Origin of the sequence: Microcoleus sp. A003_D6, from assembly GCF_036702825.1 — a bacterium.
In the GTDB taxonomy this organism is placed as follows: domain Bacteria; phylum Cyanobacteriota; class Cyanobacteriia; order Cyanobacteriales; family Microcoleaceae; genus Microcoleus.
In genome coordinates this window covers 1-14,756 of record NZ_JAUBWA010000146.1, presented here as the reverse complement: position 1 = coordinate 14,756, position 14,756 = coordinate 1, and the positions used below count along the sequence as shown (strand labels likewise).

At 46.0% G+C, this 14,756-nt stretch carries 15 protein-coding genes and 3 pseudogenes; 7 read left to right on the top strand and 11 right to left on the bottom strand.

Annotation, left to right across the window (positions count from 1 at the left end; all coding sequences use genetic code 11):
- Positions 1 to 125 precede the first annotated feature (125 nt).
- The 9 genes and pseudogenes from QUB70_RS27880 to patD form a co-directional block, all read right to left on the bottom strand.
- Positions 126 to 374, bottom strand: a pseudogene (locus QUB70_RS27880) (Uma2 family endonuclease); the annotation flags it as partial.
- 124 nt (positions 375 to 498) lie between these two features.
- Positions 499 to 1,079: pseudogene (locus QUB70_RS27875) on the bottom strand (Uma2 family endonuclease); the annotation flags it as partial.
- 211 nt (positions 1,080 to 1,290) lie between these two features.
- Positions 1,291 to 2,286, bottom strand: coding sequence for an AEC family transporter (locus QUB70_RS27870; RefSeq protein ID WP_332984799.1), 996 nt, complete (start codon positions 2,284 to 2,286; stop codon positions 1,291 to 1,293).
- 367 nt (positions 2,287 to 2,653) lie between these two features.
- Positions 2,654 to 2,860, bottom strand: coding sequence for a glycogen debranching protein (locus tag QUB70_RS27865; protein WP_332984797.1), 207 nt, complete (start codon positions 2,858 to 2,860; stop codon positions 2,654 to 2,656).
- 206 nt (positions 2,861 to 3,066) lie between these two features.
- On the bottom strand, positions 3,067 to 3,552 hold the full coding sequence (locus QUB70_RS27860) for a GNAT family N-acetyltransferase (RefSeq protein WP_332984795.1): 486 nt from the start codon (positions 3,550 to 3,552) through the stop codon (positions 3,067 to 3,069).
- 124 nt (positions 3,553 to 3,676) lie between these two features.
- Positions 3,677 to 4,750, bottom strand: a complete 1,074-nt coding sequence (locus QUB70_RS27855; RefSeq protein WP_332984794.1) for an RNA polymerase sigma factor, RpoD/SigA family — start codon at positions 4,748 to 4,750, stop codon at positions 3,677 to 3,679.
- Positions 4,751 to 4,853: 103 nt separating this feature from the next.
- Positions 4,854 to 6,530, bottom strand: coding sequence for an ABC transporter ATP-binding protein (locus QUB70_RS27850; RefSeq protein WP_332984793.1), 1,677 nt, complete (start codon positions 6,528 to 6,530; stop codon positions 4,854 to 4,856).
- A 377-nt stretch (positions 6,531 to 6,907) separates the two neighbouring features.
- Positions 6,908 to 7,495, bottom strand: coding sequence for a TFIIB-type zinc ribbon-containing protein (locus QUB70_RS27845; protein ID WP_332984792.1), 588 nt, complete (start codon positions 7,493 to 7,495; stop codon positions 6,908 to 6,910).
- A 45-nt stretch (positions 7,496 to 7,540) separates the two neighbouring features.
- Positions 7,541 to 7,939, bottom strand: coding sequence for a heterocyst frequency control protein PatD (gene patD, locus QUB70_RS27840; protein ID WP_332984791.1), 399 nt, complete (start codon positions 7,937 to 7,939; stop codon positions 7,541 to 7,543).
- A 141-nt stretch (positions 7,940 to 8,080) separates the two neighbouring features.
- Between patD and QUB70_RS27835 the strand changes: the two genes are divergently transcribed.
- From QUB70_RS27835 to QUB70_RS27820, 4 genes are all read left to right on the top strand, one after another.
- The gene (locus tag QUB70_RS27835; protein ID WP_332984790.1) at positions 8,081 to 8,242 is read left to right on the top strand and encodes a hypothetical protein; all 162 of its coding nucleotides are present in this window, start codon (positions 8,081 to 8,083) and stop codon (positions 8,240 to 8,242) included.
- 155 nt (positions 8,243 to 8,397) lie between these two features.
- Positions 8,398 to 10,671 carry a RelA/SpoT family protein gene (locus QUB70_RS27830; RefSeq protein ID WP_332984789.1) on the top strand — a complete coding sequence of 758 codons (2,274 nt, stop codon included), beginning with the start codon at positions 8,398 to 8,400 and terminating at the stop codon, positions 10,669 to 10,671.
- 15 nt (positions 10,672 to 10,686) lie between these two features.
- A complete protein-coding gene (locus QUB70_RS27825; protein WP_332984788.1) occupies positions 10,687 to 11,004 on the top strand; it encodes a DUF6883 domain-containing protein in 318 nt (105 codons plus the stop codon).
- A gap of 16 nt (positions 11,005 to 11,020) precedes the next feature.
- Positions 11,021 to 11,245 carry a DUF4926 domain-containing protein gene (locus QUB70_RS27820; protein ID WP_332984786.1) on the top strand — a complete coding sequence of 75 codons (225 nt, stop codon included), beginning with the start codon at positions 11,021 to 11,023 and terminating at the stop codon, positions 11,243 to 11,245.
- On the opposite strand, the gene QUB70_RS27815 is transcribed toward QUB70_RS27820, so the two are convergent.
- Entirely contained in the window at positions 11,246 to 11,500 is a 255-nt protein-coding gene (locus QUB70_RS27815) for a hypothetical protein (RefSeq protein WP_332984785.1), read from the bottom strand. It lies immediately after the preceding gene.
- A gap of 91 nt (positions 11,501 to 11,591) precedes the next feature.
- Positions 11,592 to 12,512: a glycine betaine ABC transporter substrate-binding protein gene (locus tag QUB70_RS27810; RefSeq protein WP_332984784.1), complete on the bottom strand. Its 921-nt coding sequence runs from the start codon at positions 12,510 to 12,512 to the stop codon at positions 11,592 to 11,594.
- Positions 12,513 to 12,808: 296 nt separating this feature from the next.
- On the opposite strand from QUB70_RS27810, the gene QUB70_RS27805 reads away from it, so the two are divergent.
- The 3 genes and pseudogenes from QUB70_RS27805 to QUB70_RS27795 all read left to right on the top strand — a co-directional run.
- Positions 12,809 to 14,176: an aldehyde dehydrogenase gene (locus QUB70_RS27805; RefSeq protein ID WP_332984783.1), complete on the top strand. Its 1,368-nt coding sequence runs from the start codon at positions 12,809 to 12,811 to the stop codon at positions 14,174 to 14,176.
- Between the two features lie 76 nt (positions 14,177 to 14,252).
- Positions 14,253 to 14,573: a nucleotidyltransferase family protein gene (locus QUB70_RS27800; protein ID WP_332984782.1), complete on the top strand. Its 321-nt coding sequence runs from the start codon at positions 14,253 to 14,255 to the stop codon at positions 14,571 to 14,573.
- Positions 14,570 to 14,756: pseudogene (locus QUB70_RS27795) on the top strand (hypothetical protein); the annotation flags it as partial. The gene QUB70_RS27800 and the pseudogene QUB70_RS27795, both read left to right, overlap by 4 nt.

Below are 14,756 nucleotides of genomic sequence, written 5' to 3'. Positions count from 1 at the left end.
CCCGTTCCACAAGAGTTATTTTTTCTTGTGGAACGGGCATCTTGCCCGTTCTAATTATTTTTGCAAGAGGTCTATTGTCGATCGCGACGCACCGGCTCGGTATCTACTACGATCGGACTTTGATATCAATCCTCAGCATCGGGATCGATTCCCATCGATCGCAGCCGCTCCGCTAACTGAGCGGCTTTTCGCTCTGCTCGTTCGGCCCTTTGCCGTTCTTGTTCGGCTCTTTGCCGTTCTTGCTCGGTTCTAGCCCGCTCAATTTTAACTTGTTCGGAGCCAATTAACAGCAAATTCCCCTGCGAATCCCACCACCGCAGCCAAAGCATTTCTTGATTTTGATAACTTCCCTGCCAAAGTCCCAATTCTACATCTAATAGACCTCTTGCAAAAATAACTAGGACGGGCAAGATGCCCATCCCACAAAATTTTTTTTTCTTGTGGAATGGGCATCTTGCCCGTTCCAGAATTTGATTAAAAGGATTTTTGCAAGAGGTCTAATAAAGGAATGGGATAGTGACCGCGTTCGTTTGGTTCTATCCTTCGATACACAAAATCTATCAGGTGATAGACTTCTAAATTGCCAGTTTTGATTTCATAAATGCCGTAGTAAGGAATGCGGATAATTTTCTCGTACACCCAAAACTTACCGGGTTTAGTTGTTGTACCGTCAGCCGCCACAGCCAGGGGAGTGCGTGAAGCGAAGCTATCCCGAAGGGAATCGCGCTCTTCGTCTCCATTACCGCTAGCAAATTCTAAAGCAATCAACGGTGCCATGTGTTCCCGCCAAAGTACATAAGAGCGGCGAAAACCGTCGAGAGTTGCCGGTACGTTGGGCACGTAAAACCAATCCGGTGCTTCTGCACCTTTCTCTGGCGGATCAGTTTCTCGCCAGTAAATGCCGCAATCTTGCCCGATCGCGTATTCTCCGTCTGGATGCAGCCGCTCTACAACCGGCCCGATCGAATCTGTCAGAATGATGCTCTGGGGATGCTCCTGAAAATTTTCACAAATGTACCGTCTTCGTCTGGCAGTTGGGTACGATCGGGGAATGCAGGAGGCAGACCTGTAGCAGTTATTAGACCTCTTGCAAAAGTCCTTTTAATCAAATTTTGGAACGGGCTCTCCGGCCCGTTCCACAAGGAAAAATGTTTTTTGTGGGATGGGCATCTTGCCCGTCCTAGTTATTTTTGCAAGAGGTCTATTGTCTCGTTCATCGTCGTTTTCCGTGCAGTTATTGTTAATTGTACTGCGAAATTTTAGCAAGCTGATTTGAGACTTCAACTAATATTAGCTAAACCCAGCTAACCAAAGTGGAAGCATCAGCAGCAAACCGACGGAAGTTATGGCGATGCTGCTAGCTAACAAATCGCGATCGAGCTCGTAGACTTCCGCTAAAATCAACACGGAAAGAGCTGTGGGCGTTCCCGACATCAACACCAACACCAACCTCGGATCGCCGCTCAATCCGAAAAGATTAGCACCCAATCCAATCAGCACCGGCACAATTACTACTTTTAACAGCGACGGGACTAAGGCTAGTTCAAAACTCTGCGATGTTTTAATAGACCTCAGCCGGATGCCAACCAGCAGCAAAGCACTCGCAATTACACCCAAAATTGCCGCCTGCAAGCCTGATTCTACTGTTTCGGGCAGGGGGATGTTTCTCGTAAAAAAACCAATTAAAAAAGCCCACAGAGCGGGAACTGTCAGCACGTCCCGGATCTGAGTCCACCAGTGATTTTTTTGCTCGGAATTACCGAAATAGCTAGCAATAAATACACCGAAACAATAAGTTCCAATAACGTTGTTAGTGACGCTGTACAATACTGCCCAGTTGTTGTTATCGGTGCTGATGATAGCGGGGGCGATCGCTAATCCGACAAAGCCTGTATTCCCTAACATCGCAGCTAGGATAAAACTGCCTTGGCTCGATCGCTTCAGGGAATTAAAATTTAATAAAAATAAATTAATTAGAGAATTTTTGCCCTGAAAATATGGCTGTTTGGCGTGGCGCGCACTCAGCCGGCGCAATAACAGCCAAGTCAACCAAGCTAAACTCGTACTCAGAAATAACACGAATAGGGCGATCGCCGGCGTGAATCCCACAGCACCGGAAAAATCGCTTTGACGGGCTAAAACTAGAATTTGCAGCGGTATCCCAATCCAGAAAAGAAAGCGGCTCAGCAGCTTGGAAAAATCAACTGGGATGTACCGAAACAGCAGCAGTCCCAAGCCCGTCCAGATAACTAGAGGCGTATAAGCGTGAAATAAGGTTTCAATCATAGAAAGTTAACTTGAAAATTTTAAATGCCTCTATTTATTAATAGTAAAGCTAAAATCCGCTCTCAAAACACGAATTGCCGAATCAGTTTTTCTGGCATCGCAGGCTGGAAAATTTAGACAACTTTCTTATCAAATTAACTTGCATTTTTTACACTAATATGCCACGTCATCCTACTGAGCCTATCGCACCGAAATCTAGCCAGACTAAATCTGCTGATTGACAAGCGAATTTCAAAGGTGGTACCCGCCACGTGATTTATCCGTGGAATCAATCCAAAATCTAAAATCCTCAAGCCCCCGAATTTATCCGTGGGGTCGCCTCCAAAATCCCCAATCTAAAATCTAAAATCGAATGACGTGGCACCGATCAATTCAATTTCAAAGCATTAACAGGCACATCATCCCAAGAACTAACAATCCGCAAGGTAGCAACCCAGCCCTGCTGTTTTTGTTCTGCCGTCAAATTCTGCTCAAAAGATGCGTGGCATTCCTTCGCTTGAGTCTCATCGCAACAAGCAATGCAAGAATAAAGAATGCCCGACGGATCGATTTGCTCGTTTACCCAAATAATCACGATCTACTCTCTCAATTAACTTAACTATTATCTAAATTTTCCTATATTTTTGTCAATTAAGTAGGTCGGTATTAATTTACCGGAGTGTGGCATTTTAGCTGACACAGGCAAGATGCCTGTTCCACACACAGGCAAGATGCCTGTTCCACACACAGGCAAGATGCCTGTTCCACTAACAGGCAAGATGCCTGTTCCACACGCCTGAATTACTTTGATGCCAAACTCGCCAAAGACTCGCCCGCAACCCGGCAAATCCGCCAGTCGGGCATCACATCAGCACCGATGCCCTTGTAAAATCCGATCGCCAATTCATTCCAATCGAGCACGCTCCATTCCAAACGCCCGCAGCCCCTTTCTACTGTCAACTGCGCTAAATAAACTATCAAAGACTTGCCAATTCCCCGCCCTCGAAACTCAGGCAGCACAAACAAATCTTCCAAATAAATTCCCGGCTGAGTCAAAAAAGTAGAATAGTTATGAAAAAACATTGCCCAGCCCACAATCCGACCCTCGCACTCGGCTAAAATCGCTTCAGCAAAAGGTCGTGAGCCAAACAAATGATTCTCCAAATCAACCGCATTGCCAGTAACGGCATGAGATAATTTTTCGTACTCAGCTAAAGCTTTAATCAAATCAAACAGCACCGGCACGTCGGCGCGGGTAGCTGAACGCAAAATTATCTCAGAAGACATAAATAAGCACTAAAAGACAATCAAACATTAAAATACCATTATTTCTTAGTCCGCAGAGGCGGACTTTGTTTTTGTAGTAGCGGTTTCAACAGCCGAACGATCGAGGAAGTGACTCCTAGTTTAATTATTTCAACCATCCCTTCAATCGTTCCGTCACTTGAGGGCGGCGCAGCTTCCGCATAGCCTTATTTTGAATTTGACGGACTCGTTCGCGGGACAAATTGAACATAGTGCTGACCTCTTCTAAAGTGTAAGGTTCGCCGGTCAGCAAACCGTAACGCATCGCAACAATCTCTTTTTCCCGCTCAGTCAAAATACTGTCCAACACCTCCAAAATATCTTGGCGCATCATCATCTCATTCATCTGAGCTTCTGGAGATTGCGTCGCGCTATCTTCAAGAACATCCAAAAGTTCCGAACTTTCTTCGGTGCCGATGCGGTGGTTGAGAGACAAAGATTGTCGGCGTACTTGCTGGAGGTAGCGAAGCTGTTCGGAAGTAACTTCCATTTCTTTAGCAAGTTCAGTTTCAGTGGGATTGCGTTGAAGAGAACGCCTCAAATCCCGATAAACTCTTTTGAGTTTATTTAACTGTTCGACAATATGAACCGGCAAGCGAATCGTCCGCCCTTGATTGGCAATTGTCCGGGTAATTCCTTGGCGAATCCACCAATAGGCATAAGTAGAAAATTTGTAACCTTTCTCCGGATCGAACTTTTCGGCGGCTCGATTCAAACCCAAAGCTCCTTCCTGAATTAAATCGAGAAAAGGCACGCCCCGATTGAGATAGCGTTTGGCAATCGAAACCACCAAGCGCAAATTCGAGCTGATCATTTTCCGTTTCGCCGACTGACACTGGTGGCGGAGCTGTTGCAGTTGAATTTCGCTCACCCCCACAGCCGCCGCGAGTTCAGCTTTTGTCGGCACTCTGTCCAATTCCTGCTGCAAACGCTGTTCTAATTCATTCAGGGCTACCAATTCTTGAACGCGGCGCGCCAACTCCACCTCTTCGGTGGCAGTCAGTAGAGGATAGCGAGCCATTTCTTTGAACAAAGCTCCCACGGGATCGTCGGCAGACCAGTTGTTGTATGCTGACGATCGAGTTACCGTCGGACGATCGATCTCGGTGTCCTCATCCTCTGCGATTGCGAGTGAGGCTTCGGGTGCCACCGCAAAACTGCCTAGGTCAGATTCTGCCATATGGTGCTTGGTGTCCGTGGGATGATTTGAAAAGTATCCCTTAACTTTAACCAATTAAACCCGAAATTTCCGAAATCCCAAATCCCAAATCCCAAATCCCAAATCAATTAGTTCGGGCCAGTAAAGGAGCAGCCTGCAACAACTGCTGAGTGTAAGGGTGCTGCGGATTAGTAAAAATATCCCTAGTCTTCCCGATTTCGACAATTTTTCCGGCATTCATTACCGCAATACGATCGCAAAAAAATCTCGCCACCCACAAATCGTGCGTAATAAACAGATAAGTCAAATTAAATTCCTGCTTCAACTCCAACATCAGCTCCAAAACTTGGGTCTGCACGCTGGCATCCAGCATACTCACCGGTTCGTCGCAAATTATCAGTTGCGGCCGAGTAATTAAAGCCCGCGCGATCGAAACCCGCTGCTGTTGTCCTCCCGACAGTTCCCCCGGATAGCGGCGAAAGAAATCCTCCCCTGGAGTCAAACCCACCCGCTCTAACATTTGGATTACTTGTTTTTTAGCTTCGCTGGTATTAGCTAATTTGTGAATAAATAAAGGGTCAGCAATACTTTCTCCGACAGTCATCATCGGATTGAGGCAAGCATGGGGGTCTTGAAAAATCATTTGCATTTCGCGGCGGTGCTTCCTCACAGCATCGCGGCTCAGGGCAGTTATATCTATTCCTTGAAATTCAACTTTGCCACCTGTGGCGGGAATTAGCTGCAAAATCGTGCGCGACAAGGTACTTTTGCCGCAGCCGGACTCCCCTACCAGCCCTAGGATTTCTCCCCGTTCTAGCTCTAAACTAACGCCGTCTACTGCTTTAATTACCGGGCGATTCCTGGAAAATAACTGATCTAATAAATTGCTTTCTAAACTGTAGTGCTGCTGCAAATTCGTCACTGTCAAAAGAGGCGAATTTGACTGGGATTGAAGCTGATAATTTTCCTTCTTCCCTGTTCTTTCTTTCTTCCCCGTCTCGGAATCGGCTTGAATGTGCAAAGCTGCTTTCAGGAGCGATCGAGTATATTCGTGCTGCGGCTGTTGAAAAACATTTTGTACCGGCCCTGTTTCTACGACTTTGCCGCCGTACATCACCGCAATGCGATCGCAATACTCGCCCACCATCGCCAAATCGTGAGAAATCAACAAAATAGCCGTTCCCCGTTCCTCGCAAAGTCTGGTTAATTCCTGCAAAATCTGGGCGGCGACAGTTACGTCCAAACTCGTCGTCGGTTCGTCGGCCACAATTAATTTGGGATCGAGCAAAAGAGCCAAAGCAATTGCTACTCTTTGCCGCATTCCGCCGCTAAATTCGTGGGGAAATTGCGACCAGCGAGACGCCGGAATTTTCACAGCTTCCAAAATGTCGATCGCCCGTTTCTTAGCTTGCGCCCTCGACAAATTCGGTCTGTGAGCTTGCAAAGTCTCGATGCAGTGTTCCCCGACAGTCATCAAAGGATCGAGACGAGTCATCGGATCTTGAAAAATCAATGCCACAGCTTCGCCCCGAAACCGTCTCAACCGCGAAGCATTCATGTCAAACACCGACTCTCCAGCAAAACCAACTCGCCCCTCAATCAGCGTTGAATCCGGCAGCAACCGCATCGCCGCCCTTCCCAAAGTTGACTTGCCGCACCCAGACTCCCCAACTAATCCGAGCTTTTCCCCAGGTTTCAGCGTCAGGGAAACACCGTCAACGGCCCAACCGGATTGGCCCCGCCGCTGAGGGTAAGCTACTCGCAGATTGTCAACGGAAAATAGAGAAGAGTCATTAGTCATTAGTCCTTAGTCCTTAGTCCTTAGTCCTTAGTCCTTAGTCAGTGGTCAGTTGTCAGTGGTCAGTTGTTATTTAATTGTCAATATACTGGCTGTTATATCAAATCCGGTAGCATCGGAATTATGAGCGCTGCTATTATCCAAATATATTATTCCGATGCCACCGTCCATGATATTAGTTGTTAGTTCTTAGTGTTCTGGAATTATTAGTTATTGGCAATAGACAGCTCTGCTGTTTGTAAATACAAATAAAAATAGCTACAAACAAAGCTTTTATTAGTACATCATTCACCGAGCAACTGACAACTAACAACTGACAACTAACAACTAACAACTGACAACTGACAACTGACAACTGACAACTGACAACTGACAACTGACTAAATTTCCCTTCGCTTCAACTCAGCTCTCCGCAGTATGTAAGTAGCCGCACAATCTGCGTGGGGATGGTCTGCTAAAACTTCCGCAAGTTCCAACACATATCCGGCGATGTCCGGCCCCAACTTCTCAGTAAGCACTTGACGTTCGCGAGAGGCGAGTTCTTGCACGCGGGCCTTGGCTTGCCAGTTGGGAGAAAACATCTTGTCAATCTCGGTGTGGAATCCCAGACTTTCGAGAATGTCCCACTCGCCGTTATCGCACCAAATGCCCCCGCACAGCATACAGCGCTCTATGTAAAAGGGTACTCTGCTGAAGGGAACTTTCGCCCGCGACAGATAGTGACCGTCTTCGGGACACAGCGCTGCTTTGCTGTCGTAGGGAGACGGCGTGAATTCTATGCCGAGAGTCCCTGTCGTCGCCTGTGGCTTCTCGGATTTTTTGTACCACTGGCTCTGCTCTTTCTGCCAAGCTTCGTATTCTCTGCCTGGAATCCAGATACCGTAACAGTTGGGACACCACTGCACCGACATTCTGCCGGCTAAGGTACCGCCTTCTAAGTTTGGATGTTTACATTTTGGACATTCCACCGCTTTATTTCTCCTTACCTTCTCAATTCCCTGTTAATTCAGTTGTTAATTCTGTATCTGGACGGGCCCTGAAGAACCAGAATTTTTTTGCAGTAGCGCGCCGCAGTAGCCAATTAGCGTGTTAAGCCGCGCGATCGCCCCTGTTTGCCTCGCCTCTGCTGTCGCTGGCTGGCGCGACGCTTGCAAAAACGTGACATCTGTCCCCAATAACCGCAGTTGCTTGTGTATTTCCGTCAAATAGGACTGCTCTGGGGGTGTTTCTGAGGCGCCTAACTCACCGCTGTCGGCTCTCATAATTTGGTTTCCGAAAAATTGTTGCACTTTTCTGTATTCGATCGCCAGCGCGGCCCGATCCAGATTCTCCTGTGCAGCAGTTTTTTGTAGTTGTTCTAGTGCTTGCTGTAATTCTTGGTAGCACTGGCGGCGGTCTTCGGACAATATCATGATTTTGTAAACAAATTTGTATTTATAATCAAAGTAGATACTTGCTTAAGGTTTGCTCATATTGATGAAAGCCAGGGGGAATTGCTGCTATTCCCTGTTTTTTGAGAACTTTTTCTGATAGAGTGCCCTGACTCGACCCTTTTGGCTCATGCTTTGAGTTTAGCGTTGAGGAGTGCAGCCGATCGCCCGCTACCTCAACTGCTACCGCCAAAATATGCTTATTTTACCCGATCGACAGACTGCGGCTGCGGCAGTGGCGTCACTATATTTTCCTACCGGAGAGGAGGTGCGACTCGGAATTAGATAGGTATAGTTAACAGAAAAATAGACTATTTTTTTGAATTGCAAATTGTGGCATTCAATTAGTTTAGTATAACTAAACACATACATAATTTCGGCAATTCAACCGAAAACCGGCTTTTAACCATTTGTATTTCTAAGTTTTAAAGGTGTACCCCATGAACGCAAACACTCTGACTCCCTCTCCCGCGATCGATCCTTGCATAGTTCCCGATTGGCTGCAAGAATGCATGAATGCTCCATCGCAACCTGATGAGGCTCCTAACCAGAATTGCTCGGCTGACAACAGCTTAATTTGTCGGGCTTTTGAATTTGCCCGCGAGTTGCACGAAGGACAGTACCGCAAATCAGGAGAACCTTACATTTGCCATCCAGTAGCTGTCGCTGGAATACTCCGGTATATGGGCGGCAACAACGTCATGATTGCCGCGGGCTTCCTCCACGACATTGTTGAGGATACAGATATTACTCTCGAAGAAATAGAACAGCGGTTCGGCGCGGAAGTGCGGCAGTTGGTTGAAGGTGTCACCAAGCTTTCTAAGTTTAATTTTTCCAGCAAAACAGAGCGCCTGGCTGAAAATTTCCGCCGAATGTTCCTAGCAATGGCTAAAGATATTCGCGTTATTGTCGTCAAACTTGCAGATCGGCTGCACAACATGAGGACTTTGGAGCATTTGTCCGAAGAAAAGCAGCGCACTATTGCTCTAGAAACCCGAGAGATTTTTGCTCCTCTGGCGAACCGTTTGGGTATCGGGCGCTTTAAGTGGGAATTGGAAGATTTAGCGTTTAAATACCTGGAACCGGAAGCTTACCGCGAAATTCAGGAATTGGTAGCCGAGAAGCGGGGCGATCGAGAAACTCAACTCGCAGAAGTCACAGATAGTTTGCGAGAAAGACTTGACAATTTAGGCATTAAATGCTATGAAGTCAGCGGCCGTCCCAAACATTTGTACGGGATTTACGGGAAGATGCAGCGCCGGCAAAAAGGGTTTAAGCAAGTGTACGATATTGCTGCGGTGCGGATCATAGTAGAAAGCAATGATGACTGTTATCGTGCTTTGGCGATCGTCCACGATTCATTCCGCCCGATTCCCGGCCGATTTAAAGACTATATCGGTTTACCAAAAGCCAACCGCTACCAATCATTGCACACCGGAGTAATCGGCACCAGCGGCCGTCCCATCGAAGTACAAATTCGCACCGTAGCAATGCACCACATTGCCGAATACGGCATTGCCGCCCACTGGAAATACAAAGAAACCGGCGGTTCTAACACAACAGTCACCGGCGACGACGAAAAATTTACTTGGCTGCGGCAACTCCTAGAATGGCAAACCGATCTCAAAGACGATCGCGAATATTTACAAAGCATTAAAGACAACTTATTTGACGAAGATATCTACGTTTTTACTCCCAACGGAGACGTAATTGCTCTCAATAGCGGCTCAACTCCCGTAGATTTTGCTTACCGCATTCACACAGAAATTGGCAATCGCTGCACCGGTGCCAGAGTCAACGGGCGAATGGTAACACTAGACAAGGTTTTAAAGAACGGCGATATTGTAGAAATCTTGACCCAAAAAAATGGTCATCCGAGTTCCGACTGGCTGAATTTTGTCAAGACAAACGGAGCCAAAAACCGAATTCGCCAGTGGTTGAAGCGATCGCACCGAGATGAAAATCTCGCTCGCGGGCGGGAATTGCTGGAAAAAGAATTAGGTAAAAACGGCTTAGAATCTTTGCTGAAATCTGAACCCATGCAGTCTGTGGCTCAGCGCTGCAACTACCACAGCGTCGAAGATTTAATTGCCGGTTTGGGCTACGGCGAAGTGACTCTAAATCTCGTAGTAAATCGACTGCGAGATTTAGTAAAAGTGCAGCAAAAAATTGAATCTGCACCCGGAGGAGGACAGGAATTGCCCCAGCTAATACCTGCCTCGACGACACCGAAACCAGTACCGAGTTCATCTCCGAGCAAATCGCCGATCGCAGGTGTAGAAGGATTGCTCTACCATTTATCCGGCTGTTGCTGTCCGATTCCCGGGGAATCAATTATTGGAGTTGTGACTCGCACTCGCGGAATTTCGATTCACCGGCAAGGGTGTTCAAATGTTGAAAGCGTGCCTGGGGATCGGTTAGTTCCCGTGAGTTGGAATTCGAGCGATCGCAACGCTAGCCGTCCGAATACTTATGCAGTTAACATTCAAATAGAAGCGCTCGATCGAGTCGGAGTTCTCAACGATGTATTGTCGCATTTGAAGGACAACAAAGTAAACGTCCGCAGCGCTCAAGTAAAAACCTATCCCGGTTTGCCCGCATTAATTGACTTGTGCATGGATATTGAGGATAAGGAACAGTTCGAGCGCACTTGTATGCAGATTAAAAAGATGAGCGATATTTTGAACTTGCGGCGGCTGAGTGAAGGAACTTAAGAGGAAAGTTACCGCATGGCAAAACTGAGCCTTAACTCCGTCATTCCTTCAGAAAAGCTGACGAACTATTTATTAGTTCGGCTTCCTAAAGATGACAAATCTCAGTTTCTCGATCGGGGTGGTTACTGCCTAGAAAACTGGCAGCAGCTCGATCGAGATTTGAGAACCCAGATACTTCCATTGGAAGCGGAGCCAATGGAAAACACAAAATACGGTCAAAAATACATGATTCGAGGCAGTTTAACAGGGCCAAACGGTACAACTTTACAAGTCAAAACCGTTTGGATAGTCACTCCATCCGAAACGAGATTTGTTACATTAGTTCCTGATTGAGAAGAGGTAAGCAGCCATGAAATTTGAACTGTATTCACAGGTAGCATTGCGCGAAGACATCCCCAAATACAATCTCAAAAAAGGTGCTACAGCAACTATTGTTGAGCATTACCCAATGCCGGAAGGTGAAGAAGACGGTTATAGCTTAGAGGGTTTCAATGTCGAAGCAATTACAGTTGAAGTTGCCGAGTCCCAGATTGAAGCAATAAAAGCTCCTGTTTTGCAGCTTGGAAAATATTGATTACCATTCGCCTTCCACCAGCCTGCGATAAGAGCGACTCATCTTGCGAAGCAAAACTTCTTCTTCTTCAGAGAGAGGTGCTTCGCAAGCAGCATTAATTTTTTCTAACAGTTGTTGATTTTCGCGGCGGCGGATAAATTCTTCAAGGGCTATTTCGATCAAAAAACTCTGCGAAATTTGCATTTCGCCAGCTAATGTTTCGGCTTGTTCAAATAAAGATGCTGGCAATGAGATAGCAGTTTTGACAGTTGTCATAGCTTTATACCTTCATTTATTTATATGAGTCTAACTAATAGTATAGCTAACCACAATACGGTTCAGCAAACAGGCAGAACAATGAAACCCTTTATTTCGCCGGAGTTACTGGCTTTGACTCGCCCAACTTTTGCAGCAAAAACTCCCGCGCCACTTGTCCGGCTTCCTGCTGTTTCCCGTCAACTTGATAGTTGAGTTTCCGCATATCTTCCTCGGAGATTTTCCCGCCCAATTCTGCGAGCACTTGACGCAATTCCGGGTATTTTTCCAAAATTTGCGATCGCACAACCGGAACTGCTTCGTAGGGCGGGAAATAGTTCTTGTCATCTTTGAGCACTACTAAACCCAAACTTTGAATCAAACCGTCCGTCGTATTGCCAGCAATCACATCTACTTCTTTTTGTTGCAGCGCTTGATAAAGCAATCCTAATAACAATTCCTTCGGTTCTTGGGCAAATTTAATCCCGTAAGTTTTAGCTAATCCGGGAAATCCATCTTCTCTATCTTTGAATTCAGGGCCGAAACCAGCGCGCAATTTTGGTGCAGCTTTGCCCAGTTGCGAGAGAGTTTGCAAATTGAGTTTTTTGGCATCGTCTCCCCGCACAACGATCGCAAAACTGTTGTTAAATCCCAGCGGTTGGGTCCATTCTGCTTTAAACTGTTTGGGATATTCTTGTTTGAGGTAATCGAGGACTTTTTTGGGGTCAGAAATGGGCTTTTGTTTGAGAATGTTTGTAAAACCTGTACCCGTATATTCGACGTATAAGTCGATTTTACCTGCTGTTAGGGATTGATGGCAAAGCGAGCCTCCGAGATTGAGTTCCCGTTCTACTTTGATATCTGTTTTTGCTTCAATGTGCTGTGCTAAAATTTCTGCTAAGATGACTTGTTCGGTAAAGTCTTTCGAGCAAACAACAACTCGTTTTTCGGAACTAGAGGTACATCCTGCTACTGCAAACAAGGCAAACAGCCAACAGGAACAGAAAAAAAAATCGTTCTTAGATATTTTCATGAATTAACTCAAATTAAAAATCTACAATTAATACCTTATAAGTTATAGCATAAAGCCAAGATGTCCTACTTCTTGAAAAAGTCGGGGCTCAAACACCGATCGCACTTTACCAGAAAGAATTGGTTTAAAGCCTCTCCCTTATAGGGAGAAATTAAAAGAAGACTATTCATTACTCCAATCCTCGGACTTCGAGGTAGAGGTCGCTATCCCAGGTCAACTGTCAACTGTCAACTGTCAACTGAACCAAGTTCCGTTTTCCTGTTGTAACATTTATTTATAGACATGGAGGACAAAAGATGGTAATCAGCGTCAGCGATATTGTCCAGCAGCAGCGGCAATTTTTTGCGACTGGGAAAACTAAGGATGTGGATTTTCGGATCGAACAACTGAAAAAACTTAAAAGTGCGATCGAATCCAATCAATCACGAATTGTCGATGCTGTCAAGGCTGATTTGAACAGGCCGGAGTTTGAGGCTTACTTTGAAATTGCAGCGATCGCCGAAGTTAATTATGCCATCAAAAACCTCAAATCTTGGGTAAAACCGAGAAAAGTGCCAACTTCGATCGACCAATTCCCCGCATCAGCCCGCATTTTTCCAGAACCTTTAGGCGTAGTTTTAATCATCGGGCCTTGGAACTATCCGTTTCAGTTAATGATATCACCGTTGGTTGGGGCGATCGCCGCCGGCAACTGCGCCATCCTCAAACCTTCAGAAATTGCCTCGCACACGTCGGAAGTTGTCGCCGACATGATTGCCAAAACCTTCGATCCCGCCTACATCGCCGCCGTCGAAGGAGGTGTCGAAATCAGCCAACAATTATTAGCGGAAAAGTTCGACCACATTTTCTTTACAGGCGGCACAAAAATCGGTCGCATTGTGATGGAAGCCGCCGCCAAACACCTGACACCTGTCACATTAGAATTAGGCGGGAAAAGTCCTTGCATTGTAGACTCAGATATTCAAGTTGAATACACTGCTAAACGCATTGCGTGGGGCAAATTTATCAATGCAGGTCAAACTTGTATCGCTCCCGATTACCTGTTAGTCGATAAAAAAGTTAAACCAGATTTGATGCAGGCAATTAAAACAGCAATTCACGGATTTTACGGCGACGATCCGCAGCAAAGTCCCGACTATTCCCGAATTATAAATCAGCGGCAACTGGAACGTTTGAGTGCGTTTATTAAAGACGGAGAAATTCTCGTCGGCGGTAAAGTTAAGCCGGAAGATAGATATATTGCACCGACGGTTATAGATAATGTTTCCTGGGACTCGCCTGTGATGCAGGATGAGATATTTGGGCCGATTTTGCCAGTTTTGGAGTATGAGGATTTCGGGGAGGCGATCGCCCAAATCAACGCTCGTCCAAAACCTTTAGCATTATATTTATTCTCGAAGGATAAAGAAAAACAAGAGCGAGTCTTGCGGGAAACTTCCTCTGGGGGAGTTTCCATAAATGATACTGTAATGCAATTCGGGGTGACAACTTTGCCTTTTGGGGGAGTTGGCGAAAGCGGGATTGGGAGTTATCACGGGAAAGCGAGTTTTGAGACTTTTTCTCATTACAAAAGCGTGCTGCAAAAATCATTTTGGCTGGACTTGAAATGGCGGTATGCTCCTTATAAAGGTAAGTTGGATTTGATTAAAAAGGCGATCGGTTGAAATTCAAAATCTAACTCTCCCTTTCCATAATGTAGGGTGCGCGCTGCGCACCTTACCTATAACATCGCGAATCAAAATGAACGAGAATTTACCAGAAATTTTAGCAGAACTCCGCCACTACTTTCACGAAGTGTACGGCGAAAAACTCGTGCAGTTAATTCTCTACGGTTCCCAAGCTAGAGGAGATGCCAAACCAGATTCTGATATTGACATTTTAGTGGTGCTGGAGGGGCAATTTCATGCTGGTAAAGAAATCGCTCGCACCAGTGAATTTATTGCGGCTTTGTGCTTAGATAGGACTGTAGTAATTTCTAGTGCTTTTGCTTCGACCGTACGTTTTCAGCAAGAGAAAAGTCCTTTCTTTCTAAATGTTCGCAGAGAAGGAGTACCGATTTGAAACCAGAACAAATTGCTCTTTTAACAAAAGCAGGTGAAAGCTTGCGGGCTGCTAGGTTATTAGTAGCTAATGCACTTCCTGACTTTGCAGCGTCGCTTATTACACATCTTGCAAAAATAACTAGGACGGGCAAGATGCCCATCCCACAAAATTTTTTTTCTTGTGGAATGGGCCGGAGAGCCC

Bases quoted from the DNA above. Each gene is read 5' to 3' on its own strand.
- QUB70_RS27870 (WP_332984799.1), bottom strand. From the start codon at position 2,286: ATGATTGAAACCTTATTTCACGCTTATACGCCTCTAGTTATCTGGACG.
- QUB70_RS27860 (WP_332984795.1), bottom strand. From the start codon at position 3,552: ATGTCTTCTGAGATAATTTTGCGTTCAGCTACCCGCGCCGACGTGCCG.
- QUB70_RS27855 (WP_332984794.1), bottom strand. From the start codon at position 4,750: ATGGCAGAATCTGACCTAGGCAGTTTTGCGGTGGCACCCGAAGCCTCA.
- QUB70_RS27850 (WP_332984793.1), bottom strand. From the start codon at position 6,530: ATGACTAATGACTCTTCTCTATTTTCCGTTGACAATCTGCGAGTAGCT.
- patD (WP_332984791.1), bottom strand. From the start codon at position 7,939: ATGATATTGTCCGAAGACCGCCGCCAGTGCTACCAAGAATTACAGCAA.
- QUB70_RS27830 (WP_332984789.1), top strand. From the start codon at position 8,398: ATGAACGCAAACACTCTGACTCCCTCTCCCGCGATCGATCCTTGCATA.
- QUB70_RS27825 (WP_332984788.1), top strand. From the start codon at position 10,687: ATGGCAAAACTGAGCCTTAACTCCGTCATTCCTTCAGAAAAGCTGACG.
- QUB70_RS27820 (WP_332984786.1), top strand. From the start codon at position 11,021: ATGAAATTTGAACTGTATTCACAGGTAGCATTGCGCGAAGACATCCCC.
- QUB70_RS27815 (WP_332984785.1), bottom strand. From the start codon at position 11,500: ATGACAACTGTCAAAACTGCTATCTCATTGCCAGCATCTTTATTTGAA.
- QUB70_RS27810 (WP_332984784.1), bottom strand. From the start codon at position 12,512: ATGAAAATATCTAAGAACGATTTTTTTTTCTGTTCCTGTTGGCTGTTT.
- QUB70_RS27805 (WP_332984783.1), top strand. From the start codon at position 12,809: ATGGTAATCAGCGTCAGCGATATTGTCCAGCAGCAGCGGCAATTTTTT.
- QUB70_RS27800 (WP_332984782.1), top strand. From the start codon at position 14,253: ATGAACGAGAATTTACCAGAAATTTTAGCAGAACTCCGCCACTACTTT.